19 protein-coding genes and 1 tRNA gene are annotated in these 23,691 nt (G+C 70.2%); 3 read left to right on the forward strand and 17 right to left on the reverse strand.

Annotated features, from left to right (window positions below):
* Nucleotides 1-121 precede the first annotated feature (121 nt).
* The 16 genes from M8J74_RS26875 to M8J74_RS26950 all read right to left on the reverse strand — a co-directional run bounded on the left by M8J74_RS26875 (nucleotide 122) and on the right by M8J74_RS26950 (nucleotide 19,517).
* The gene (locus M8J74_RS26875) at nucleotides 122-1,456 is read right to left on the reverse strand and encodes an MraY family glycosyltransferase (protein ID WP_249838925.1); all 1,335 of its coding nucleotides are present in this window, start codon (nucleotides 1,454-1,456) and stop codon (nucleotides 122-124) included.
* 149 nt (nucleotides 1,457-1,605) lie between these two features.
* On the reverse strand, nucleotides 1,606-2,847 hold the full coding sequence (glyA, locus tag M8J74_RS26880) for a serine hydroxymethyltransferase (RefSeq protein WP_249838926.1): 1,242 nt from the start codon (nucleotides 2,845-2,847) through the stop codon (nucleotides 1,606-1,608).
* 123 nt (nucleotides 2,848-2,970) lie between these two features.
* Nucleotides 2,971-3,651: an arsenate reductase/protein-tyrosine-phosphatase family protein gene (locus M8J74_RS26885; RefSeq protein ID WP_249838927.1), complete on the reverse strand. Its 681-nt coding sequence runs from the start codon at nucleotides 3,649-3,651 to the stop codon at nucleotides 2,971-2,973.
* Entirely contained in the window at nucleotides 3,648-4,295 is a 648-nt protein-coding gene (locus M8J74_RS26890; RefSeq protein ID WP_058923155.1) for an L-threonylcarbamoyladenylate synthase, read from the reverse strand. The genes M8J74_RS26885 and M8J74_RS26890 overlap by 4 nt, the downstream gene beginning before the upstream one ends.
* A 52-nt stretch (nucleotides 4,296-4,347) precedes the next feature.
* Complete coding sequence (prmC, locus tag M8J74_RS26895) at nucleotides 4,348-5,193, reverse strand: peptide chain release factor N(5)-glutamine methyltransferase (RefSeq protein WP_249838928.1); 846 nt, start codon at nucleotides 5,191-5,193, stop codon at nucleotides 4,348-4,350.
* A 41-nt stretch (nucleotides 5,194-5,234) separates the two neighbouring features.
* On the reverse strand, nucleotides 5,235-6,311 hold the full coding sequence (gene prfA, locus M8J74_RS26900) for a peptide chain release factor 1 (protein ID WP_142142510.1): 1,077 nt from the start codon (nucleotides 6,309-6,311) through the stop codon (nucleotides 5,235-5,237).
* Between the two features lie 106 nt (nucleotides 6,312-6,417).
* A complete protein-coding gene (gene rpmE / locus M8J74_RS26905; RefSeq protein WP_019753312.1) occupies nucleotides 6,418-6,642 on the reverse strand; it encodes a 50S ribosomal protein L31 in 225 nt (74 codons plus the stop codon).
* Nucleotides 6,643-6,765: 123 nt separating this feature from the next.
* Complete coding sequence (locus tag M8J74_RS26910; RefSeq protein ID WP_249838929.1) at nucleotides 6,766-7,899, reverse strand: LCP family protein; 1,134 nt, start codon at nucleotides 7,897-7,899, stop codon at nucleotides 6,766-6,768.
* 207 nt (nucleotides 7,900-8,106) lie between these two features.
* Entirely contained in the window at nucleotides 8,107-9,906 is a 1,800-nt protein-coding gene (locus M8J74_RS26915) for a trypsin-like serine protease (protein ID WP_249838930.1), read from the reverse strand.
* 165 nt (nucleotides 9,907-10,071) lie between these two features.
* Nucleotides 10,072-12,123, reverse strand: coding sequence for a transcription termination factor Rho (gene rho, locus M8J74_RS26920; RefSeq protein WP_249838931.1), 2,052 nt, complete (start codon nucleotides 12,121-12,123; stop codon nucleotides 10,072-10,074).
* Between the two features lie 412 nt (nucleotides 12,124-12,535).
* Nucleotides 12,536-13,453: a homoserine kinase gene (gene thrB, locus M8J74_RS26925; RefSeq protein ID WP_058923161.1), complete on the reverse strand. Its 918-nt coding sequence runs from the start codon at nucleotides 13,451-13,453 to the stop codon at nucleotides 12,536-12,538.
* Nucleotides 13,454-13,720: 267 nt separating this feature from the next.
* Nucleotides 13,721-14,779 carry a threonine synthase gene (thrC, locus tag M8J74_RS26930; protein WP_249838932.1) on the reverse strand — a complete coding sequence of 353 codons (1,059 nt, stop codon included), beginning with the start codon at nucleotides 14,777-14,779 and terminating at the stop codon, nucleotides 13,721-13,723.
* Between the two features lie 6 nt (nucleotides 14,780-14,785).
* Nucleotides 14,786-16,078, reverse strand: a complete 1,293-nt coding sequence (locus tag M8J74_RS26935) for a homoserine dehydrogenase (protein WP_058923163.1) — start codon at nucleotides 16,076-16,078, stop codon at nucleotides 14,786-14,788.
* A 150-nt stretch (nucleotides 16,079-16,228) separates the two neighbouring features.
* Nucleotides 16,229-17,620 (reverse strand): diaminopimelate decarboxylase, encoded by a 1,392-nt coding sequence (lysA, locus tag M8J74_RS26940; protein ID WP_249838933.1) that lies wholly within the window; start codon nucleotides 17,618-17,620, stop codon nucleotides 16,229-16,231.
* A gap of 201 nt (nucleotides 17,621-17,821) precedes the next feature.
* Nucleotides 17,822-18,886 carry an ArgS-related anticodon-binding protein NrtL gene (gene nrtL, locus M8J74_RS26945; protein ID WP_249838934.1) on the reverse strand — a complete coding sequence of 355 codons (1,065 nt, stop codon included), beginning with the start codon at nucleotides 18,884-18,886 and terminating at the stop codon, nucleotides 17,822-17,824.
* A gap of 142 nt (nucleotides 18,887-19,028) precedes the next feature.
* Complete coding sequence (locus M8J74_RS26950; RefSeq protein ID WP_249838935.1) at nucleotides 19,029-19,517, reverse strand: response regulator; 489 nt, start codon at nucleotides 19,515-19,517, stop codon at nucleotides 19,029-19,031.
* Nucleotides 19,518-19,861: 344 nt separating this feature from the next.
* Here M8J74_RS26950 and M8J74_RS26955 point away from each other — a divergent pair.
* Both M8J74_RS26955 and M8J74_RS26960 read left to right on the forward strand, forming a co-directional pair.
* Nucleotides 19,862-19,933 (forward strand) — tRNA-Arg (locus M8J74_RS26955).
* A gap of 227 nt (nucleotides 19,934-20,160) precedes the next feature.
* Nucleotides 20,161-20,823 carry a hypothetical protein gene (locus M8J74_RS26960; protein WP_249838936.1) on the forward strand — a complete coding sequence of 221 codons (663 nt, stop codon included), beginning with the start codon at nucleotides 20,161-20,163 and terminating at the stop codon, nucleotides 20,821-20,823.
* Nucleotides 20,824-21,481: 658 nt separating this feature from the next.
* Here the strand turns inward: M8J74_RS26960 and ku are convergent.
* Nucleotides 21,482-22,714, reverse strand: coding sequence for a non-homologous end joining protein Ku (gene ku / locus M8J74_RS26965; RefSeq protein WP_249838937.1), 1,233 nt, complete (start codon nucleotides 22,712-22,714; stop codon nucleotides 21,482-21,484).
* A gap of 62 nt (nucleotides 22,715-22,776) precedes the next feature.
* Here ku and ligD point away from each other — a divergent pair, with 62 nt between their 5' ends.
* Complete coding sequence (gene ligD, locus M8J74_RS26970) at nucleotides 22,777-23,658, forward strand: non-homologous end-joining DNA ligase (RefSeq protein ID WP_249838938.1); 882 nt, start codon at nucleotides 22,777-22,779, stop codon at nucleotides 23,656-23,658.
* Nucleotides 23,659-23,691 lie beyond the last annotated feature (33 nt).

A 23,691-nucleotide genomic window follows, 5' to 3' on the forward strand; every position in this document is an offset into this window, starting at 1 on the left:
TGTCACACATGAGAGTGACAGTGCCCGTCTGTGCAAAAACAGGGCCAAGTTGTCTGGTATTGGGTCGCTTTGCAACCCCACGACTTGGCAATGCTCTAGTCAGATTCTTACCTTGTGAACGTCAGCGGGACGTTCCGGCCTTTCGCCTGTCCAGGAAGCGCGAACGGGCGCTGAGAGCGGTCGCTCCGTTGACTCCCGCCACACCGGCCACGACCGGGGTGCGCTCCTCCGCATCGCACGGCTCCTCCTCCGAAGCCTCAACTGCCGCCTGCGCCAAGGCCGCTGAGGCCGCGCGACGGCGCCGGTAGCGCGGCGGCACGAAGGCCTCGGCCCAGCGCGGGGCACGCGGCGTGAAGCGCGGCAGCAGGAGCAGGACGAGGCCGATCGCGCTGAGGATCACGATGCCGAGCACGATCCACATCGACGCGGAGTTGACCGAGTAGGCGAGCGCGCCGAACGCGATCAGCGCCGACCAGAAGTACATGATCAGCACGGCCCGGCTGTGCGAGTGACCGATCTCCAGCAGCCGGTGGTGCAGGTGGCCGCGGTCCGCGGCGAACGGCGACTGACCGCGCCAGGTGCGGCGCACGATGGCCAGCACCAGGTCGGCGGCCGGGATCGCGATGATCGTCAGCGGCAGCAGCAGCGGGATGTAGACCGGCACCATCTGGTGCACCGCCTGCCGCTCGGACCCGCCGAACAGGCTGTCCGGGTCGACCTGCCCGGTGATGGAGATCGCGCCCGCGGCCAGCACCAGCCCGATCAGCATCGAGCCCGAGTCGCCCATGAAGATCCGCGCCGGGTGCATGTTGTGCGGCAGGAAGCCCAGGCACATGCCCATCAGCACGGCCGCGAACAGCGTCGCGGGGGCGGCCGACTCGATGCCGTACGAGTACCAGATGCGGTACGAGTACATGAAGAACGCGGCGGCCGCGATGCACACCATGCCGGAGGCCAGGCCGTCGAGGCCGTCCACGAAGTTCACCGCGTTGATGGTGATCACGACGAGCGCCACCGTCAGCAGCGTGCCCTGCCACTGGGTCAGCGCCACCGTGCCGACCTTGGGGATGGGCAGCCACAGGATCGTCAGACCCTGCATGACCATCACGCCGGCCGCGATCATCTGGCCGCCGAGCTTGATCAGGGCGTCGATCTCGAACTTGTCGTCCAGCACGCCGATCAGCCAGATCAGCGCGGCCCCGGACAGCAGCGCCCGCGGCTCGTTGGACTTGGTGAACACCTCGTTGAGGTTGGTCAGATGGTCCGCGACCAGCAGTCCGGCGCACAGACCGAAGAACATCGCGATACCGCCGAGGCGCGGAGTGGGCTCCCGGTGCACGTCACGGGCCCTGATCTCCGGCATGGCTCCGGCCACGATCGCGAACTTCCGTACCGGCCCTGTCAGCAGATACGTCACCGCGGCCGTGATGCAGAGCGTCAGCAGGTATTCACGCACGGGCTTCCCCACAGGTCTCGCTGGCCATCTCAGCCCCACACCCTAGCGACGGACGCATACCAGTGGGGACTTCCGGGTAGCGACGATGGTTGCACGCGTGGCTGTGCGTGCCGGTGCACGCACGTCGACGCAGGTGCGCCTACCCCCGCTCAGCCGGGATACGGCTGAAATCTACCGGCCAGCTCACGGACTTGATCACGCGCCTTCTGAGTCTCCACCTCACCGCGCAGCACCTGTGCGAACAATGCGGCGATGTGAGACATCTCCTTCTCCCCCATCCCCTGGGTGGTCACCGCGGCCGTGCCGAGCCGCAGCCCGCGCGCGTCCGCGTGCGGCAGGGCGCAGCAGTCCAGCACCATCCCGGCCGCCGCGAGCCGCCCGCGCGCGGTGCGCCCGTCGACGCCGAGGGGCGCGGGGTCGGCGGTGATGAGGTGCGTGTCCGTGCCGCCCGTCGTCACGACCAGCCCCTCCGCGGCCAGCCCGGCCGCGAGGACCTTCGCGTTGGCGACCACCTGATGGGCGTACGCGGCGAACGCCGGTGTTGCCGCCTCCCCGAACGCGACGGCCTTCGCGGCGATGGTGTGCATCTGCGCCCCGCCCTGGGTGAACGGGAAGACCGCCCGGTCGACCCGCTCGGCCAGCTCGCCACCGCACAGCAGCATGCCGCCGCGCGGCCCGCGCAGCACCTTGTGGGTGGTCGCGCAGACGATGTCCGCGTACGGCACCGGGCTGGGCGCCGCTCCCCCGGCGACGAGCCCGATGGGATGCGCGGCGTCGGCGATCAGATAGGCGCCCACCTCGTCGGCGACCTCACGGAAGAGGGCGTAGTCGATGTGCCGGGGGTAGGCGATGGAGCCGCACACGATCGCCTTCGGCCGGTGGCTGCGGGCCAGGGTTCTGACCTGGTCGTAGTCGATGAGCCCGGTCTCCGCGTCCACCCCGTAGCCGACGAAGTCGAACCAGCGGCCGGAGAAGTTCGCGGGCGAGCCGTGGGTGAGGTGGCCGCCGTAGGGCAGGCCGAGGGCGAGGACGGTGTCGCCGGGCCGCAGCAGGGCGGCGTAGGCGGCGAGGACGGCTGAGGACCCCGAGTGCGACTGGACGTTGGCGTGCTCGGCGCCGAACAGGGCCTTGGCGCGCTCGACGGCCAGCCGCTCGGCGACGTCGACGATCTCGCAGCCGCCGTGGTGCCGGGCGCCCGGATAGCCCTCCGCGTACTTGTTGGCCAGCACCGATCCGAGGGCGGCCAGCACGGCCGGCGAGGTGAAGTTCTCGGCGGCGATCAGCTGCAGGGTCGTCGACTGCCGGTCGAGCTCCCCGAGCAGGATGTCGGCCAGCTCGGGGTCCTGCCGCCGCAGGACGTCGGCGGGTGCGGGGGCATGGGTGACCGGCATGGTGGGCTCCGTACGTCGACGGTGACGTAGGACCAATGTAGGCCCGGTACTGGTGGGGCGCCCGGTCGTGAGGTCTCTTCCGGTGACCCGGTGAGCCCCTTGACGGTCCGTCCGCCACCGCGGTCACCTGCGCGCGGGCACTCCGGTCAGCGCCGTCACCACCGGATCGAGCGCCTGGTGTATCTCGTCGCCGATGGACCGGAAGAAGCTCAGCGGCGCCCCGTACGGGTCGTACACCTCGTCCGCTTCCAGGGTGGGCGCCAGCAGCCACCCGCGTAGAGCCGCCGCCGCGCGCACCAGGGCCCGCGCGCGGACGACTATGCCCTCCTCCAGCGGGGGCAGGGTCGCCGGGTCGATCGCGCGGACCAGCCGGGTGAACTCCTTCAGCGTGAAGGTGCGCAGGCCCGCCGAGTGGCCCATGGAGATGACCTGGGCGCGGTGGTCGCGGGTGGCCGTCAGGACGAGGTCGGCCATGATGACGTGCTCGTCCAGCAGCTCCCGCCCGGTGAACCCGGAGGCGTCGGCGCCGAAGTCGGCCAGCACGGCCTCCGCGTTGGCCTCCATGGGCGCGCCCTCGTGGCCCCAGGTGCCCGCGCTCTCCACGATCAGCGCGGCGCCCAGGACGCCGAGTCGCTGTTTCACGTAATGCCGGGTCAGCCGCTCGGTGATGGGCGAGCGGCAGACGTTGCCGGTGCTGACGTGGAGGATGCGGAAGCAGTCGCGCGGAAGCCCCACGAACGTCGTCGTGATCTCCGCCATGCCTTCCCCGTTGCCTATGCCACGCCCCGCGTCAGGGGCCGTCAATTGGCCACCTCGAGGTCCGGTACGACCTTGCGCAGCTCCTCTGGCGACAGCGCGCCCTCCCGCAGCAGCACCGGCACCGGTCCGCTGACGTCGACGATGGAGGACGGCACGTTGCCGGGGGTGGGGCCGCCGTCGAGGTAGACGGAGACGGAGTCGCCGAGCATCTCCTGGGCGGCGTCGCAGTCCTCCGGCGCCGGGTGGCCGCTGATGTTGGCGGAGGAGACCGCCATGGGGCCGACCTCGGTCAGCAGCTCGATGGCGACGGGGTGCAGCGGCATGCGGACGGCCACCGTGCCCCGGGTGTCCCCCAGGTCCCACTGCAGGGACGGCTGGTGCTTGGCGATCAGCGTCAGCGCGCCGGGCCAGAAGGCGTCGACCAGCTCCCAGGCCATCTCGGAGAAGTCCGTGACCAGGCCGTGCAGGGTGTTCGGGGAGCCGATGAGGACGGGCGTGGGCATGGCGCGGCCCCGGCCCTTGGCCGCCAGCAGGTCGGTGACGGCCTCCGAGGAGAACGCGTCCGCGCCGATGCCGTACACCGTGTCGGTCGGCAGGACGACCAGCTCGCCACGGCGGACGGCGGACGCGGCCTCGCGCAGACCGGTGATGCGGTCGGTCGCGTCGTTGGTGTCGTATCGCCGTGCCATCTCTAGCGGGCCTCCTCGTACACGTGCTTCGGGCAAAGGATCCGTGCGGTGCTCACGGCAGCGCCTTGCGGGCCGTGGCGAACCGGGGGCGGTTGTTGAGGTCGGGGTGGTCGGCCGCGTCCGCCCAGCCGCGTTCCTCGGTGAAGATCCACGGCACCTGGCCGCCCTGGGTGTCGGCGTGCTCGATGACGACGACGCCGCCCGGCCGCAGCAGCCGGTGCGCGGTCCGCTCCAGACCGCGGATCAGGGTGAGGCCGTCCTCCCCGGAGAACAGGGCGAGTTCGGGATCGTAGTCCCGCGCCTCGGGGGCGACGTACTCCCACTCGGTGAGCGGGATGTAGGGCGGGTTGGAGATGACGAGGTCGACCTGGCCGTCGAGGTCGGGGAAGGCGTCCAGGGCGTTGCCCTGCCGCAGGTCGACCCGTGAGCCCTCGACGTTCTTGCGGGTCCACACCAGGGCGTCCTCCGACAGCTCCACGGCGTGCACCTTGGAGCGCGGGACCTCCTGGGCCAGGGCGAGCGCGATGGCGCCGGAGCCGGTGCACAGGTCGACGATGGTCGGCTCGACCACGTCCATGGCGCGCACGGCGTCTATGGCCCACCCGACGACGGACTCGGTCTCCGGCCGCGGCACGAACACGCCCGGCCCGACGTGGAGTTCGAGGTAGCGGAAGTAGGCGCGCCCGGTGATGTGCTGCAGCGGCTCGCGCTGCTCGCGCCGGGCGATGACCTCCCAGTAGCGGGCGTCGAAGTCCGCGTCCTTCACGGAGTGCAGCTCGCCCCGCTTCACGCCGTGCACGAACGCGGCGAGCTCCTCCGCGTCGTTGCGCGGCGAGGGCACGCCGGCGTCGGCCAGCCGCTGGGTGGCCTGTGCCACCTCTGCGAGCAGCAGGTTCACGCAAGTCCTCCGTGTCGTACTGGGTCGTGCGTACGTGCCTGTTACGCGGCCGCCAGCTTCGCCGCCGAGTCGGCGTCGACGCAGGCCTGGATCACCGCGTCGAGGTCGCCGTCCAGGACCTGGTCCAGGTTGTAGGCCTTGAAGCCGACGCGGTGGTCCGAGATGCGGTTCTCCGGGAAGTTGTACGTGCGGATCTTCTCGGATCGGTCGACGGTGCGGACCTGGCTGCGGCGGGCGTCGGCGGCCTCCTTCTCGGCCTCCTCCTGCGCCGCGGCGAGCAGCCTGGAGCGCAGGATACGCATCGCCTGCTCCTTGTTCTGCAGCTGGCTCTTCTCGTTCTGGCAGGAGGCGACGACTCCGGTGGGCAGGTGCGTGATGCGCACGGCGGAGTCGGTGGTGTTGACCGACTGGCCGCCCGGCCCGGAGGAGCGGTAGACGTCGATGCGCAGGTCGTTGGGGTTGATCTCGACGTCGACCTCCTCGGCCTCGGGGGTGACGAGGACACCGGCCGCGGAGGTGTGGATGCGGCCCTGGGACTCGGTCGCCGGCACGCGCTGCACACGGTGCACGCCGCCCTCGTACTTCAGTCGCGCCCAGACGCCCTGGCCCGGTTCGGTGGCGCCCTGGCCGCCCTTGGTCTTCACGGCGACCTGGACGTCCTTGTAGCCGCCCAGCTCGGACTCGGTGGCGTCGATGATCTCGGTCTTCCAGCCGACGCGCTCGGCGTAGCGCAGGTACATGCGCAGCAGGTCGCCGGCGAAGAGGGCCGACTCGTCGCCGCCGGCGCCCGCCTTGATCTCCAGGATGACGTCCTTGTCGTCGCTGGGGTCGCGCGGGACGAGCAGCAGGCGCAGCTTCTCGGTGAGTTCCTCGCGCTGCTTCTCCAGCTCCTTGACCTCGGCCGCGAAGTCCGGGTCGGCGGCGGCGAATTCCTTCGCCGTCTCGATGTCGTCGCCGGTCTGCTTCCAGGAGCGGTACGTGGCGACGATCGGAGTCAGCTCGGCGTAGCGCTTGTTGAGCTTGCGCGCGTTGGCCTGGTCGGAGTGGACCGACGGGTCGGCGAGCTTCTTCTCCAGGTCGGCGTGCTCACCGACGAGTTCCTCGACGGCCTCGAACATCTTGGGCTCCTGTACTGCGATGCGGAAGGGAAGGCGGGCGACCAAAAACGCCGGTCCCGGCGCGCCTGTGAGGGGGCGCGGCCGTGGACCGGCGGATTGGAGCTCGCTACTTCTTGGAGCCGGCCGCAGCCTTGCCGAAGCGGGCCTCGAAGCGGGCCACACGGCCACCGGTGTCGAGGATCTTCTGCTTGCCCGTGTAGAACGGGTGGCACTCGGAGCAGACCTCGGCGCGGATGGTGCCGCTGGAGATCGTGCTGCGGGTGGTGAACGACGCGCCACAGGTGCAGCTGACCTGCGTCTCGACGTACTCGGGGTGGATGTCGCGCTTCAAGGTGTCTCCTAGTTTCGGGAGGGCGCCGGGTCGCCGCCGCGGGATGCGACACGCGTGAACCGGAGCCGACGTACCAGTCTGCCAGGACTGGGGCCATCCCCCCAAACCGGGGGCCCGGGCGATCTATTCCACGACGCCCTTGGCGTTGCCCGCGGCGGTGTCCTTGACGGCGCTCGCGGGGATGGACCGGTCGTTCTTCAGGGCGTCCCAGACCTGCCGGGCCTTGGCCTTCTCGACGATGACGCGGTTGGGGTCGGCCGGGTCGTAGCGGACCGGCATGGTCACCATGCGCAGGTCGCCGGAGCCGATGCCCTTCAGGCCGCGTGCGAACGACATGAGCGAGTTCACGGAGCCGAGGTCGGAGTCGGTGGTGACGGTGCTGGTGGCGGTGTCGGCGAGGTCGTAGAGCTTCTTCGGGCTGGTGAAGATGCCGACGTGCTTGACCTGGTCGACCAGGGCCTTGACGAAGGCCTGCTGGAGCTGGATGCGGCCGAGGTCGGAGCCGTCGCCGACGCCGTGCCGGGTGCGGACCAGGCCGAGGGCCTGCTTGCCGTCGAGCCGGTGCGTGCCGGCCTTGAGGTCGAGGTGGCTCTGCTTGTCGTCGATGTTCTTGGTCGTGGTGACCGGGACACCGCCGAGTTCGTCGATGAGCTTCTGGAAGCCGCTGAAGTCGACCTCGAGGTAGTGGTCCATGCGCAGGCCGGTGAGCGACTCGACCGTCTTCACCGCGCAGGTCGCGCCGCCGGTGGAGTAGGCGCTGTTGAACATCACGCCGGAGGCGGCGTCGTGCTTGTCGCCCTTGGAGTCGGTGCACTCGGGCCGGTCGATGAGGGTGTCGCGCGGCATGGAGACCACGCTCGCCTTCTTGTGGCCCTTGTAGACGTGCACGATCATCGCCGTGTCCGAGCGGGCGCTGCCGTCGTCGGCGCCGCCGCCGAGCTTCTTGTTGCTGCCGGAGCGGCTGTCGGAGCCGAGGACCAGGATGTTCTCGGAGCCGTTGTCGGCCTTCGCCGGCCGGTCGGTGCCGAGGGCGCCGTTGATGTCGATGCTCTTGATGTTGCCGTTGAGCTTGAAGTACAGGTAGCCGGCGCCGGTGCCGCCCAGCACGACGATGCCCGCGGCGGTCCAGGCCATCAGGATCAGGGCCTTGCGGTGTTCGCTGCGCGGCGCGCGGCGGCGGCCCTTGGCGCGGTCGCGCCGGCCCTCGGTGCCGGTTCCGCCCGGTATGCCGGGCTCCGGCGTGCTCTCGGCAGACATGTGCTCCTCGAATCTCGTCCGGTCGGATACCCCCTGCTTCCGGGGACAGGCCTCAAGAGGCGCGGCTGGTTACCGCTCCATCGTCGCCCCGTCGGGTCAGACGGCGAAACTCGGGAAAGGGTTGCACAACGCTCTGTGCCCAATCCGGAGAGGATTGGACACAGAGCGTGAGCATGCGCACCGGGGAACCCCGGCTCACCTGCGAGGTCAGCCGAAGATGTCGTACTGCTGGAAACCGGTACCGACCGACACTCTTGTGGCAAAGATCTCGCTCGTCGCCTTACCGGTGCCCTTGTACAGGTAAAGGGTGCCGCCGGACGTACGGGCCAGGAAGTCCGCCTTGCCGTCGCCGTTCACGTCGCCGATCGCGTCGAAGGCGTTGTAGCCCGTCCAGGCGCTGCGCACCTTGATCCGGGACGAGAAGGCGCCCGTGCCGGACTTGCCGGTGCCCTTGTACAGGTACAGGTCGCCGGTGGACTTGTTGCGGGCGAGCAGGTCGGCCTTGCCGTCGCCGGTGAAGTCGCCCTTGCCGCGCACCATGTTGTACTGGTTCCAGCCGGTGCCGACCTGGACGCGGGAGGCGAAGGTGCCGTTGCCCTTGCCGGGGTAGATCCACAGGGTGCCGCCGGAGTCGACCGAGAGCAGGTCGGGCAGGTAGTCGCCGGTCACGTCGCCGGGGGCGATGATCCGGGTCCGGGTGGTCCAGCCGCTGAAGATCTTCGTCTTGGACCAGGAGTCGCTCGACGGCACGTAGTGCAGCCAGTACATGTCGCCGGTGGAGCTCTGGCGCAGCACGAGGTCCTGGTAGCCGTCGCGGTTCAGGTCGGTCTGCAGGACCAGGTTCACTCCGCTGTACGACCCCAGCGACTGCCGGGCGGCGAACGCCGAGCCGGTGGAGTCCTTCTCGTACGCCTCCTTCGTCGAGGAGTTGCGCACGAACAGGTCGGCCTTGCCGTCCGTGTAGCTCAGGTTGGTGTCGTCGACGTTCGCGTAGGCGGCGCCGATGTAGGTGCTGACCTTCGAGAAGACGCTGTAGTAGCCCTTCGCGACGCAGTCCGTCACGCCCCAGGAGACGACGCCGACGATCCGGTTGTTCACGACGAGCGGTCCGCCGGAGTCGCCGTTGCAGGCTGCCTTCGTGCCCGTGTCGCTGCCGCTCTGCACGCCGGCGCAGATCATGTGCCCGGCGACGTAGTCGGAGCCGTAGACGTTCGAGCAGGTCGAGTCGGCGTGGATGGTCAGCGTCGCCGACTTCAGCGTGTCGGAGATGTCCTGGCTGGTGGAGCTGGTGCGCCCCCAGCCGTAGACGGTGGCGCTGGTGCCGCCGGCGTACGAGGCGGTGTCACCGGACGTCGTCATGCGGATCGGCGTCGCCTTGACCGGGGAGGCCAGGGTGAGGACGGCGATGTCGTTGTTGATCGTCGTCGGGCTGTACGACGGGTGGTTCCACTGCCGCAGGGGCAGCGAGACGGTGCCGCCGTGCAGGTCGGTGTTGCCGTAGCTGTCGGTGGTCGGCAGCTGGCTGGTGCCGGTCAGGACGGCGCCGTAGGCCTTCCAGTTGTAGCTCTTGCCGTTCTCGTCCTTGACGCAGTGCGCGGCGGTGAGGATCTTCGTCGGCGACACGACCGTGCCGCCGCAGAAGAAGCCGATGTCGTCGCTGGTGTCGGAGGACGTGCCGTTGTCGTCGTAGTACCACAGCTGCGCCATCCAGGGCGCCGTGGTGATGGCGGTGTCGGTGCCGCCGATGACGTACGGGCTGACCGTGGAGCCGGAGGTGGTGGTGCTCGCGCTGTACGACGACTTGCTGGGAGCGGCCTCCCCGGCGGTGCCGTCGGTCGCGAGGGCGCCCGCGATCCGCTCGGTGAGCGCGGCCGTCGAGACCGAGACGGTGTCGGGCTTGCCGGTCGGCGTCGGCACGGAGGTCGCGGCGCTGGCCGAGGAGGTCAGCACGGCGGCGCCGACGGCGGCGGCGACACCGGCGGCGGCGAGGGGCAGCACGAGACGCATCCGGCGTCTGTGACGACCGCTGCCGGACAGGGATGTGGACAAGGGTGTTTCCCCCCGGGGGCACAGGTGATGGGAGGGGCGGGATAGCACGCCCGTTCCTATCAGCGCCAAAAAGGCGCCCTCCGTCACACAGGTGACGGAGGGCGCCTTTCGAGGCGGATGAGATCAGTCGCCGTTGCCGGGGGTCGGCGTCGTCTTCTGGATCTGCATCAGGAACTCGATGTTCGACTTCGTCTGCTTCATCTTGTCCAGGAGCAGCTCGATCGCCTGCTGCTGGTCGAGCGCGTGCAGCACCCGGCGCAGCTTCCAGACGACGGACAGCTCCTCGTTGCCGAGCAGGATCTCTTCCTTACGGGTGCCGGACGCGTCCACGTCGACAGCCGGGAAGATGCGCTTGTCGGCGAGCTTCCGGTCGAGCTTGAGCTCCATGTTGCCGGTGCCCTTGAACTCCTCGAAGATCACCTCGTCCATGCGGGACCCGGTGTCCACCAGGGCGGTGGCGAGGATGGTCAGCGAGCCGCCGTCCTCGATGTTGCGGGCCGCACCGAAGAAGCGCTTCGGCGGGTACAGGGCGGTCGAGTCGACACCACCGGACAGGATGCGGCCGGAGGCCGGGGCGGCGAGGTTGTACGCACGGCCCAGACGGGTGATCGAGTCGAGCAGGACGACGACGTCGTGACCCAGCTCCACCAGGCGCTTGGCGCGCTCGATGGCGAGCTCGGCGACCGTGGTGTGGTCCTCGGCCGGACGGTCGAAGGTCGAGGAGATGACCTCGCCCTTGACCGACCGCTGCATGTCGGTGACCTCTTCCGGACGCTCGTCGACGAGGACGACCATCAGGTGGCACTCGGGGTTGTTGTGCGTGATCGCGTTGGCGATCGCCTGCATGATCATGGTCTTGCCGGTCTTCGGCGGGGCCACGATCAGACCGCGCTGGCCCTTACCGATCGGCGACACGAGGTCGATGATGCGGGTGGTGAGCACGCCCGGGTCCGTCTCCAGCCGGAGGCGGTCCTGCGGGTAGAGCGGGGTGAGCTTGTTGAACTCCGGGCGGCCGCGGCCGTGTTCGGGCGCCATGCCGTTGACGGAGTCCAGCCGCACCAGCGCGTTGAACTTCTCGCGCCGCTCGCCTTCCTTGGGCTGGCGGACCGCGCCGGTGATGTGGTCGCCCTTGCGCAGGCCGTTCTTGCGGACCTGGGCGAGGGAGACGTACACGTCGTTCGGCCCGGGGAGGTAGCCCGAGGTACGGATGAAGGCGTAGTTGTCGAGGATGTCGAGGATGCCCGCGACCGGGATCAGGACGTCGTCCTCGGCGATCTGCGGCTCGGTGGCCATCTCGTCGCGGCCACGACGGCCACGACGGTCGCGGTAGCGCCCGCGACGGCCCCGGCGGCCGCCGTCGAAGTCGTCGTCGTCCTGCTGCTGGCGGTTGTCCTGACGGCCGCCGCCCTGCTGGCTCTGCTGCTGGCCGCGCTGGCCGCCCTGGCCCTGCTGGTCGTCGCCCTTGCGGCGGTCCCCGCGGTCCTGACGGTCTCCGCGCTCCTGACGCTCGCCGCGGTCCTGGCGGTCCCCGCGCTCCTGACGCTCGCCGCGGTCACGGCCGCGGTCGCGGCGGTCGCGGCGGCCCCGGCCCTCGCCGTCACCGGCGTCGCCCCGGGCGTCGTTCTGCGCCTGCGGGGCGGAGTTGTCGGTCTTGGCCTCGCCCTTGGCCTCGGCGACGATCGTCTCGGCGCCGGAACCCGTCGGGGCACCGGCCTCGGCGGTGGCGCGGCGACGGCGGCGCTCGGTGGGGGCGTCGTCACCGGCGGCGGGCTGGCCGGGGATCTCGATCTGCTGCTGGGCCACGGCCTTCTCGGCGGGGGCCTCGGTCGCCTTCTTCTCGGCGGCGGCAGCGCCGTCATCGCCGGTACGGGCCTTGGAGGTGGCCCGGCGCTTCGGCTTGGTCTCGGCGGCGGCGTCGGCCTTGGGGGCCGCTCCACCGCCACCGGCCTGCGCCTCCTTGATGACCTCGATCAGCTGGCTCTTGCGCATCCGCGCCGTGCCCCTGATACCGAGGCCCGAGGCGACCTGCTGCAGCTCGGCCAGCACCATGCCGTCGAGGCCGGTACCGCGGCGCCGCCGGGAGCCGGCACCGGTGGCAGGCGCGGAGGCGTCCGTGGCGGGCGCGGCAGCGGTCTCCTCGACACGTGCGCCCATCAGATCGGTGGTGTCGCTCACGAAGGGTCCTTCCCTGGAGCGGACGTCGGCCTTCTGGCTCGGCGACCGGTTGTGCTGTCCGGCAGTGGTCCTTGCTGTGTGGACCGTGCCGGGGCGGTGGTCCGCCAATGCAGGCGGAGGGAATATCTGGGATGGCGCTGCCCGGAGCCTGGCCGTGGCACCTGGTGTCAGTGTCACGTGGCTCGGTAGCACCGATTCCGGAGCGTGCCCGGCGAGTCGCTCAGTGCTCGTGTACGAGGTACTGCCCGCGTACGTCGTACGGAACACCGTGCGGCTTGGGAGGCTCCCGGAAGAATGTCTGTCCCGGACGGGGACACGAAGCACCTCGCCATGGTGGGGTCGGGTGCAGACTTGAGATTAACACTACCGGATCCAACAAACATTCCCCCTCTCGAAATCCGGCAACCGCGTGTCAGGTCGCAAGCGGCAACACGCTCGCTCCCTGCGCGTCGAGGTCGAGCCGGTTCGCGGCCCAGCCCTCGCCTGCCAGATGGGCCACCTTGTCGGCGCTGTCGGCGTCGACCAGCGCCAGCACGGTGGGTCCCGCTCCTGAGATGACCGCGGGCACCCCGTCGGCCCGCAGCCGCTCCACCAGCGCGGCGCTCTCCGGCATGGCCGGCGCGCGGTACTCCTGGTGGAGACGGTCCTCGGTGGCGGGCAGCAGCAGCTCGGGGCTCCTGGTCAGGGCCTCGACGAGCAGGGCCGCCCGGCCCGCGTTGGCGGCGGCGTCGACGTGCGGCACGGTACGCGGGAGCAGTCCGCGCGCGGTCTCGGTGAGGACCGGCTTACCGGGCACGAAAACCACCGGAACGATGGAATCGGCGGGATCCAGCCGGATCGCGCGGGCGGCTCCGGCCTCCATCCAGGCGATGGTGAATCCGCCGAGCAGACACGGGGCCACGTTGTCGGGGTGGCCCTCGATCTCGGTCGCCAGCTCCAGCAGCGCCGTGTCGTCCAGGCGGGCCTCGCCGCCTATCGTCACGGCGCGCGCGGCGACGATGCCGGCGCAGATGGCGGCCGAGGAGGAGCCCAGGCCGCGGCCGTGCGGGATGCGGTTGGCGCACACGATCTCCAGGCCCCGCGGCTGCCCGCCGAGCAGGTCGAAGGCGGTGCGCAGGGACCGTACGAGAAGGTGGCTCTCGTCGCGCGGCAGCGTCTCGCTGCCCTCGCCGGCGATGTCGATGTGCAGCCCGGAGTCGGCGACCCGGACGACCACGTCGTCGTAGAGCCCCAGCGACAGGCCGAGGGCGTCGAAGCCCGGGCCGAGGTTGGCGCTGGTGGCGGGAACGCGCACCCTTACGGCGGCGGCGCGGAAGGCTGGACCGGCCATCGCTCGACGACTCTCCTTGAGCTGCGTGATTGTCGAAAACCTTCGAGGACTTTCGCTACGTGCGTGAGGACCCTGGAGGTCCTGGGGAACCGCTTCCGGGCCGCGGAGACGGCGCGGCACCCGGCTGGATGCGGGGCATATGCAGCGGGCGGGTTCGGTACAGCCTATCGAAGGAAGGTTCTGTGGCGACATAGGGCGCACAGGAGGCGCACGATGCGTGTCGTAAGCCCCCTGTGCACCCCCGCCGGGATGCTCCCCGGCGTGGTGTTACGCCAGCCCGAGGCGCTCGGCCGCCGTCGCCGCGTCGACCGGGACGGTGACCGGCTGCGGGGCGCCGGCGACGGCCCAGTCCGGGTCCTTCAGGCCGTTTCCGGTGACCGTGCAGACGATGGTCTGCCCCGGGTCGACCTTGCCCTGTTCGGCGGCCTTCAGCAGACCGGCCACGGACGCGGCCGAGGCGGGCTCCACGAAGACGCCCTCCTGCGCGGCCAACAGCCGGTAGGCGCGCAGGATCTCACGGTCCGTCACCTCGTCGATGAGGCCGCCGGATTCGTCCCGGGCCGCCAGCGCGTACTGCCAGGAGGCCGGGTTGCCGATGCGGATGGCCGTGGCGATCGTCGAGGGGTCCTTGACGATCTCGCCGCGCACGATGGGGGCGGAACCGGAGGCCTGGAAGCCCCACATGCGGGGGGTGGCGGTGGAGACGCCGTCGGCGGCGTACTCCTTGTAGCCCTTCCAGTAGGCCGTGATGTTGCCCGCGTTGCCCACCGGCAGGACGTGGATGTCGGGGGCGTCGCCCAGCATGTCCACGATCTCGAAGGCGGCCGTCTTCTGCCCCTCGATACGCACCGGATTGACCGAATTGACCAGCGCGACCGGGTAGTTGTCGCTCAGCGCGCGGGCCAGGGTGAGGCAGTCGTCGAAGTTGCCGTCGACCTGGAGGATCTTGGCGCCGTGCACGAGCGCCTGGCCCATCTTGCCCAGCGCGATCTTGCCCTGCGGCACGAGGACGGCCGACACCATGCCCGCGCGCACGGCGTAGGCGGCGGCGGAGGCGGAGGTGTTGCCGGTGGAGGCGCAGATGACGGCCTTCGCGCCCTCCTCCTTGGCCTTGCTGATGGCCATGGTCATGCCGCGGTCCTTGAAGGACCCGGTGGGGTTCGCGCCCTCCACCTTCAGGTGGACCTCGCAGCCCGTGCGCTCGGAGAGCACCTGCGCGGGCACGAGGGGCGTGCCGCCCTCGCGGAGCGTCACGACCGGCGTGCTGTCGGAGACGGGCAGCCGGTCCCGGTACTCCTCGATGATTCCGCGCCACTGGTGGGTCATTGCTGGTTACTCTCCTTCAACCCGCATGATGCTGGCGACACCCCGCACGGTGTCGAGCTTGCGCAGCGACTCGACGGTCCCGGACAGGGAGGCGTCGGACGCGCGGTGGGTGACGACGACGAGAGAGGCCTCGCCGTCCTTGCCCTGCTGCCGAACGGTATCGATGGACACGCCGTGCTCGGCGAACACGGTGGCCACCTGGGCGAGAACACCCGGTTTGTCCGCGACGTCGAGGCTGATGTGATAGCGGGTGACGACCTCACCCATCCCCGACACCGGCAGCGCGGCGTACGCCGACTCGCCGGGCCCCGTCGCCCCGCTGAGCCGGTTGCGGCAGACGGCGACGAGGTCGCCGAGAACGGCGGAGGCGGTCGGCGAACCGCCCGCCCCGGGGCCGTAGAACATCAGCTGTCCGCTCGCGTCGGACTCGACGAACACGGCGTTGTACGCGCCGCGCACGGAGGCGAGCGGATGGGTCAGCGGGATCATCGCGGGGTGCACGCGCGCGGTGATCGAGCCGCCGTCCCCGGCCCGCTCGCAGATGGCGAGCAGCTTGATGGTGCAGCCCATCTCCTTCGCCGAACGGAAGTCGGCGGCGGTGACCTCGGTCATGCCCTCGCGGTAGACGTCGTCGAGGCGCACGCGGGAGTGGAAGGCGATGCCGGCGAGGATGGCGGCCTTGGCGGCGGCGTCGAAGCCCTCGACGTCGGCGGTGGGGTCGGCCTCGGCGTATCCCAGGGCGGTGGCCTCGTCGAGGGCCTCCTGGTAGCCGGCGCCCGTGGAGTCCATCTTGTCGAGGATGAAGTTGGTCGTGCCGTTGACGATCCCGAGCACCCGGTTGACCTTGTCGCCGGCGAGGGACTCGCGCAGGGGCCGGATCAGCGGGATGGCGCCGGCCACGGCGGCCTCGTAGTACAGGTCCCGGCCGTGCTCCTCGGCGGCCGCGTGCAGGGCGGCCCCGTCCTGGGCGAGCAGCGCCTTGTTGGCGGAGACGACGGACGCGCCGTGCTCGAAGGCGGTGGCGATGAGGGACCGCGCGGGCTCGATCCCGCCGATCACCTCGACCACCACGTCGATGTCGCCGCGTTTGACCAGGGCGGTGGCGTCGGTGGTGACCAGGCCCGGGTCGATGCCCTCGCGCACCTTGCTCGGGCGCCGGACGGCGACGCCCGCGAGTTCGACGGGGGCGCCGATCCTCGCGGCGAGGTCGTCGGCGTGCGTCGTCATGATGCGCGCCACCTCTGAGCCGACGACCCCACAGCCCAGCAGCGCCACCTTCAGCGGACGCGTACGCATCATCCGACCTCGTTTCCTCATACCGTCTACGGTGGGTCCAGTCTCACTCACCGGACGGGACTTTCTGTCGATTGTCCGGATCGTGAGACATCTATTTCATTTGTCGGAGGGTGGAGAACCGCAGATCTTCCACCCCGCCGCCCGGGGTACGGCTCACCCGACGTCGAGCCGCAGGAGGTCCTCCTCCGTCTCGCGGCGGACGATGACCCGCGCCTCGCCGTCGCTCACGGCGACCACGGGCGGCCGCAGCACGTGGTTGTAGTTGCTGGCCATCGACCGGCAGTAAGCACCCGTCGCCGGTACGGCGATCAGGTCGCCCGGTGCCAGGTCGCCCGGCAGGAACGCGTCCTTGACCACGATGTCCCCGCTCTCGCAGTGCTTGCCGACGACACGGGCGAGCATGGGCTCGGCGCCGGAGGTGCGGGAGACGAGGGCCACGCTGTACTCGGCGTCGTAGAGCGCGGTGCGGATGTTGTCGGACATGCCGCCGTCGACAGAGACGTAGGTGCGGAGGTTGTCGAGGGGCTTGATCGTCCCGACCTCGTAGAGCGTGAACGCGGTCGGGCCGACGATGGCGCGCCCGGGCTCGACCGAGATGCGGGGCGTGCGCAGCCTGGCGCCCTCGCACTCGCGCGTCACGATCTCGGTGAGGGCCTTGGCGATCTCGTGCGGCTCACGGGGGTCGTCGTCACTGGTGTACGCGATCCCGAGCCCGCCGCCGAGGTCGATCTCCGGCAGCTCGATGCCGTGCTCGTCCCGGATGTCCCTGAGCAGCCCGACCACCCGGTGCGCGGCGACCTCGAACCCGGACATGTCGAAGATCTGCGAGCCGATGTGGCTGTGGATCCCGATGAGCTCCAGCCCGTCCAGCTGCAGCGCCCGCCGCACCGCCTCCGCGGCCTGCCCGCCGGCCAGCGGGATGCCGAACTTCTGGTCCTCGTGCGCGGTCGCGATGAACTCGTGCGTGTGCGCCTCGACGCCGACGGTGATACGGATCTGCACGCGCTGCCGCTTGCCCAGCGACTGCGCGATGTGGGCGACCCGCACGATCTCCTGGAAGGAGTCGAGCACGATCCGCCCGACACCGGCCTCGACGGCCCGGTGGATCTCGTCCGCGGACTTGTTGTTGCCGTGGAAGGCAATCCGCTCGGCGGGCATCCCGGCGGAGAGGGCGGTGGCCAGCTCCCCGCCGGAGCAGACGTCGAGGTTCAGCCCCTCCTCGTGCAGCCACCGCACGACGGCCCGGGACAGGAACGCCTTGCCCGCGTAGAAGACGTCGGCGTCCTGCCCGAAGGCGGTGCGCCAGGCGCGCGCCCGGGCCCGGAAGTCGGTCTCGTCGAGGACGTAGGCGGGGGTGCCGAACTCCTCGGCGATCCGCTTGACGTCGATACCGCCGACGGTCACGACACCGTCCTCGCCCCGGCCGACCGTCTGGGCCCACACCTTCGGGTCGAGGGCGTTGAGGTCGGTGGGCGGCGCGGAGTAGTGCCCCTCGGGAAGGACATCGGCGTGACGGGGCCCGGCGGGGTGTGCGGAACGGCTCATCTCAGTGGCTTTCTGGGGTGGCTCTGGGGGCGGGTGGGGGTCGCGGGGCGGAGGCGGTGAACCGTGCGGGCCGGTCGGGCGCGTCGGGCAGGTCGGGTGAGTCAGGTCGGTCCGACGGCTGTCGAGCTGTCCAACGGTCTGGGGGTGTGGCGGTCCGGCGGTGTGGCGGCGTACGACTCCAGGCGACTCCTCCGGCTGCCTCTAGAGGTGGTCGGGGGCGTCGATGCCGAGCAGGGACAGGCCGCCGGCCAGCACCGTCCCGGCGGCTTCGGCAAGGGCGAGCCGGGCACGGTGGGCGGCCGAGGGTTTCTCCTCGCCGAGCGGCAGCACGGCGGGAAGAAAGGGCAGCAGGGCATCGGCGACGGTGACGAGGTGCCGGGCGAGACGGTCGGGCGCCCGGTCGGCCGCCGCCCGGGCCAGGACACGGGGGTGGTCGGCGAGGGCGGTGAGGAGGGGGCTGAGGTGTGCGGCGGCGGGGTGGGGGTGGGTGCCGAGGGCGCGGTCGCCGGGCTCGGTGGCCGGGTGGGGGCGGGTGCCGAGGGCACGGTCCCCGAGGGCCGGGTCTCCGGGCTCGGCGGCGAAGCCCAGGGAGGCGGCGTTACGGCCGAGGGCCCGGGTGCGGGCGTGGGCGTAACGGACGCGGAAGAGAGGGTTGCTCTCACGCTGGACCAGATGATCGGCGGTGATCCGGGGCCGGTCGTGGGCGGCGGGGTACAGCAGCGCCCAGCGGGCGGCGTCGGGACCGAGCGGCGCGGGGTCCTCGGGCGCCGGGACGGGCCGGAGATTGACGGGTTCGCGGTGGTCGACCTCGGCACGGCCGCCCTGGGCGGCGACGAGCCGGGTGAGCGCGTCGGCGACGACCTCGGCACGGACGTCGTACGGGATGCGCAACTCGACGATCCGTGCGGCGAGGGCGTCCCCGTGGCCGTACTCCATGCCCTCGTCGAGGATCTGGCGGGCGAGGGCGACGGCGGCCGGTGCGGCGTCGCTCAGGCTGATGTTGAGGAAGCCGGGCTCGGTGACGGTGACGTCGGCGACGCCGGCGGTGCCGGCCAGATGCTGCCGGAGGATCTCGGCGACACGGAGGGGCGGCTGGCCGGCGGGGCGGGCGAGCTGGAGGGCGATGTTGGTGGCGTAGTCACCGCAGCCGCCGGGACCGGGGGGCGTGACGAGGGCCCGGGCCGGCACGGGGACGCTGAGCTCCCCCTCGTCGACAGCACGACGCACCGCGCGCAGCACGGTACGGGAGAGCTCGACGGGGGTCACGGGACCAGCGTAGGGGAGGAGGGGGGTGGGTAGGCGAGCCGGTTTGGGGAGGGTTCCGGGATGTGGGACGGAGGGGGCTGCGCGGGTCGGGTCCGCGAGGCGAACACGCACCTGCTGGGGTGTACGGCGGCCCGGGCCCTCTTCAGGCGCCGGCGGCCCGCCCTGCACGCTCGCCACGCTCGGCCTCGCCGAGGACGCTCCCGAGCGCCCCCAAGGAGCCCTGATCTCCCAGGTCCTCCCGGGATCGGAGGGAGGAGTCGTCTCCCCCCGCGCCACCTCCGGTTCGCCCCTGCTCGATCAACTGCTGCACGAGGCGGACGAGTTCGGCGGGCTCGAAGGGCTTGGCGAGGAACGCGTCGACACCGACGTCGAGGCCGGTCTCGACCTCGTAGGAGGTGCAGGCGCTGACGATGGCGAGGGGAAGGTCACAGGTACGCGGGTCGGAACGCAGCCGGGCGGCGGTGCGCAGCCCGTCCAGGCGAGGCATGACCACGTCGAGGGTCACGACATCCGGCCGCACCTGATGAACGACATCCAGACACTCGGCACCATCGGCCGCGGTCACGACCTCGAGCCCCTCCAGCTCGAGATTGACCCTGATCAACTGCCGGATGACCTTGTTGTCGTCCACAACAAGAACCCGGCCCGAAGTGCCTGGCACAACTCGAGAGTAGGTCGAGACAGGCCACCGCGTCCGGGTTTTCCACACTTCCGCCCCGCGCGGGGGAACGGGACGGCGGACGGCCGAACCCGCCCCGAGAGAAACCTTCCAGGGCATCGCCACACGCCTGCGCGGGCCGCGTTCACGCACCGTCGACACCGACACCGGCCGCCCGGGGCCCCAAGCCCACACCCTGAACTGGAAACCCGTAACTCGTAGGACCGACGCCCGGCCGGACCTCAGTAAACCTGTTCATGAACACCCCGAGGGAGCTGGTAGGGTTCTACCCGTCGCCGCCAAGCAGGCGCCGATACGCCCCCGTAGCTCAGGGGATAGAGCAACGGCCTCCGGAGCCGTGTGCGCAGGTTCGAATCCTGCCGGGGGCACCCTGTATGAGGTGCCCAAAGACCCCGTCACCAGCGGAAACGCTGAGGCCGGGGTCTTCGCGTATGTGCAGGCGTATGCGCCCTCGGGACGGCCGTAAGTCGGGGTCTGCGGATGAGGCAGTGGAAAGGACCTCAAGAGGTCCTCTCAGTGGTTCTCGGAGTTGCCGGCGCAGTCGCCCGGTCAGGCAGGAAGCTGGGGTGTCAGAGATGTGCGGTTGGATGACGGGGTGACCGTTCAAGATGTTGCTCGGCAGTTGCCTGAGATAGTCGTCCTTCGTGAGCACTGCCGGTCCCTGGCCATGCTGGAAGCTTGTCTGAGTCCTGAATGGGCCGACCGTTACCACTCCTTCGACGACCACTGGTCCGAGGGGGAGTCGATGGCCTCCATGCGGAACGGGGGCGGCGATGAGTACTCCATCGTTTTCTCGGCTGCCGGCGCCTATGTTCGTGGGTTCGATCATGAATCACCCATGAGTCCCTATGTAGATGACGGGCCGTGGCCTGGAGTGCTCGATGAGGTGCCCGACGTCTTTCGGTCGTGCGTTGAGGAGCCCGCGTTCTCCGATGACGGCATGCCGCGCGTCACCGCGTGCCTGTGGCGGGAGGCTGGAGACAGTAGTTGGAGAACGGGGACGATCGTCTTTCCCGACGCGCAGACGGACGACCCTGACGGTGCCGACTATCTCTTCCAACTGTTGGTGGACCGCTCACCGGAGGCGTTTCGGGAGTGGGCCGAGGACTACTACGAGGTTCCGGTCGACCTGGAGGCCGTTCGGCACGTCTTCTCTTCGCGTCCTCTGACTGAGGAAGTGGTCCGCTCATTGAACTCGGGCATCGCCCTGGCGGACCTCGCCGGGGACATTGCGGAAATCGGCTATCCAGTGAAGTGAGGGGTCGGGAAGAACAGCTGATGTCCGGGCGCCCCTTGCCGCGGGGTGCATATGGTTCCTGACCCTCTGGCTGATCGTGGAGGATCGGGTTCCTACGCGGGAGCAGGCTCGTGGCGTGTGGGCATGTTCTATCGCCTCGGCGGGCTGATGGGGCCCGCCGCTCTACTGGCGTCGGCTGCCTTCGCCACGTACCTCGTCGGCGCGATGGTGTCCGCCTCGCCACCGTGAATGTGCACGAGGCACGGAAGACGGCGAAGCTCCGGAACATCCAGATGATGCTCAGGCCGCGTGCCCGTGAGCAGGGTGAACGTGGTCTGGTTAACCTCGTTGCGCGTGATGTTCTGGGCGAGACCTGGCAGCTTCGGATCAAACTTCTGATCGCCAACTACGACTTGTTCAACGAGTACGACCGGGCCGTGGGTGAGGCGGAGTTCCGCAAGAGCAACTCCTACGCCCTCGTCGGGCCCGCGGGCGTGGGGAGCGAGCGGATCGCCAACTACGTCATCATCCAGGCCGTCGTGGCCGGCCTTCTCGAGCCCGCCACCCTGACCGGAGCCGCGGGACTGCCGGCAGTTCCGGCGGAGCAGAGTGTCTGGTTGCACCCGCGTGCGTGGTCGTCGGGCGGGAGCATGCCTTCGCGTCGGGCCAGGTTTCTCGCTCACGCCGACCGCTTGCGCGGCGCCGTCTTCTTGGTCGCCGTCTTCTTCGTCGTCGAGGAACTCGCCGTCTTCTTGGCGGATGCCGTCTTCTTCGCCGTCGACGTCGACTTGGACGTCGACTTCCGGGTGGAGGCCGTGGCCTTCTTCGCCGGCGCCGCCGTCTTCTTCGCCGTCGACGTCGACTTGGACGTCGACTTCCGGGTGGAGGCCGTGGCCTTCTTCGCCGGCGCCGCCGTCTTCTTCGCCGTCGACGTCGACTTGGACGTCGACTTCCGGGTGGAGGCCGTGGCCTTCTTCGCCGGCGCCGCCGTCTTCTTCGCCGTCGACGTCGACTTCTTCCCGTCGGTCTGCTTGGGGGTCGAGCGGGAGCTCTTGCGGGCCGAAAGGCGCGTGACCTCCGCCTTCTCCGCCGCTCCCTCCGCCGCTCCTTCCGCCCCTTCCTCCTCCGCGCCCTCGCCCCGGGACTCCCTCGCCGCCTTCACGCTCTTCTCCAGGGCCGCCATCAGGTCCAGCACCTTGCCGCCCCGCGCCGGTTCCGGGGTCTCCGGTGGGGCCTCGCCGGCCGCCTTCGCGGCGACCACCTCCTCCAGTGCCTCGCGGTACTCGTCGTGCAGTTCGGTCAGGTCGATCTCGCCCAGCGTGTCCATCAGGGCGTCCGCGAGGTCGAGCTCCTTGTCGTTGACCGTGACCTTGGTGTCGGGGGCGACGCCTTCGGGGGCCCGTACCTCGTCCGGCCAGAGCAGGCCGTGCATCGCGATGGCGTCACCGACCACCCGGAGCATGCCCAGCCGTTCCTTGCCGCGCAGCGCGAACTTGGCGATCGCCACCTTGTTGCTGCGCTTGAGCGCCTCACGCAGGAGCGTGTACGGCTTGGCGGCCGGGGCGCCGCCCGCCGCCAGGTAGTACGCCGCGTCCATCTGCAACGGGTCGATCCGGTCCGCCGGCACGAACGCCACGATCTCGATCGTCTTCGCCGTCGGGAGCGGCAGGTGGGCCAGGTCCTCGTCCGTGATCGGGATGATCGAGCCGTCCGCGTCCTCGTACCCCTTGCCGATCTCCGCCCCGCTGACCTCCTTGTCCTCCGCCTCGCAGAACTTGCGGTAGCGGATGCGGCCGCCGTCCTCGGTGTGGATCTGGCGGAAGGAGATCGAGTGGTGCTCCGTGGCGTTGACCAGCTTGATCGGGATGCTGACCAGGCCGAAGGAGATGGCGCCGTTCCAAATGGATCTCACCTGCGGCACCCTTTCGGTCGTTTTTTGGTCTTCTGTCATATTTTGCGTGAGATTCTCATCGTATGACGCCCATCACGGAGGTGGAGGGGAGACGGCTCGCCCTCAGCAACCTGGAGAAGGTGCTGTATCCGCGGTCCGGGTTCACCAAGGCCGAGGTGCTGCACTACTACGCGGGCAACGCCGAGGTGCTGCTCCCCCACCTGCGGGATCGGCCCGTCTCCTTCCTCCGCTACCCCGACGGGCCGGACGGGCAGGTCTTCTTCGCCAAGAACGTTCCGCCCGGTACGCCCGACTGGGTCACCACCGCTGAGGTGCCGCGGTCCGAGGGCCCGGCACGCATGGTGCTCGTGCAGGATCTTGCGTCCCTGATGTGGGCCGCCAATCTCGTCACCGAGTTCCATACGCACCAGTGGCTCGTCCAGGAGCCCGGCGTCGCCGACCGGATCGTCTTCGACCTCGATCCCGGCGCGCCCGCCACCGTGGTCGACTGCTGCGAGGTGGCCCTGTGGCTGCGCGAGCGGCTGGCCGCCGACGGGATCGACACCTGCGTCAAGACCTCCGGCTCCAAGGGGCTGCACCTGCTGGCCGCCGTACGGCCGACGCCCTCCGAGCAGGTCAGCGACTACGCCAAGCAGCTGGCCGTCGAGGCCGAGCGGGCCATGCCCCGGCTCGCCCTGCACCGGATGACCCGCAGCCTGCGGCCGGGCAAGGTCTTCGTCGACTGGAGCCAGAACGCGGCACGCAAGACCACCGCCACGCCCTACACCCTGCGCGCCCGCCCCGAGCCCACCGTCTCCGCGCCGGTGACGTGGACCGAGATCGAGATGTGCGAGGCGCCGGGGCAGCTCACCTTCCTCGCGCCGGACATCGCCCCTCGCGTCCAGGACTACGGCGACCTGCTGGCACCGCTCCTCGACCGGGCCAACGCCGGCTCACTTCCCTGAGCGGCACCACCGGCACCACCGGCACCACCGGCA

The sequence above is a fragment of the Streptomyces panaciradicis genome, from assembly GCF_023516615.1.
GTDB lineage: Bacteria > Actinomycetota > Actinomycetes > Streptomycetales > Streptomycetaceae > Streptomyces > Streptomyces panaciradicis.

Coding starts and splice junctions, on each gene's coding strand:
- M8J74_RS26910 (WP_249838929.1), bottom strand. CDS start 7,899: ATGTCTGCCGAGAGCACGCCGGAGCCCGGCATACCGGGCGGAACCGGC.
- thrB (WP_058923161.1), bottom strand. CDS start 13,453: ATGGCCGGTCCAGCCTTCCGCGCCGCCGCCGTAAGGGTGCGCGTTCCC.
- M8J74_RS26890 (WP_058923155.1), bottom strand. CDS start 4,295: ATGGCACGGCGATACGACACCAACGACGCGACCGACCGCATCACCGGT.
- M8J74_RS26915 (WP_249838930.1), bottom strand. CDS start 9,906: ATGCGTCTCGTGCTGCCCCTCGCCGCCGCCGGTGTCGCCGCCGCCGTC.
- prfA (WP_142142510.1), bottom strand. CDS start 6,311: ATGTTCGAGGCCGTCGAGGAACTCGTCGGTGAGCACGCCGACCTGGAG.
- glyA (WP_249838926.1), bottom strand. CDS start 2,847: ATGCCGGTCACCCATGCCCCCGCACCCGCCGACGTCCTGCGGCGGCAG.
- M8J74_RS26935 (WP_058923163.1), bottom strand. CDS start 16,078: ATGATGCGTACGCGTCCGCTGAAGGTGGCGCTGCTGGGCTGTGGGGTC.
- thrC (WP_249838932.1), bottom strand. CDS start 14,779: ATGACCCACCAGTGGCGCGGAATCATCGAGGAGTACCGGGACCGGCTG.
- ligD (WP_249838938.1), top strand. CDS start 22,777: ATGACGCCCATCACGGAGGTGGAGGGGAGACGGCTCGCCCTCAGCAAC.
- lysA (WP_249838933.1), bottom strand. CDS start 17,620: ATGAGCCGTTCCGCACACCCCGCCGGGCCCCGTCACGCCGATGTCCTT.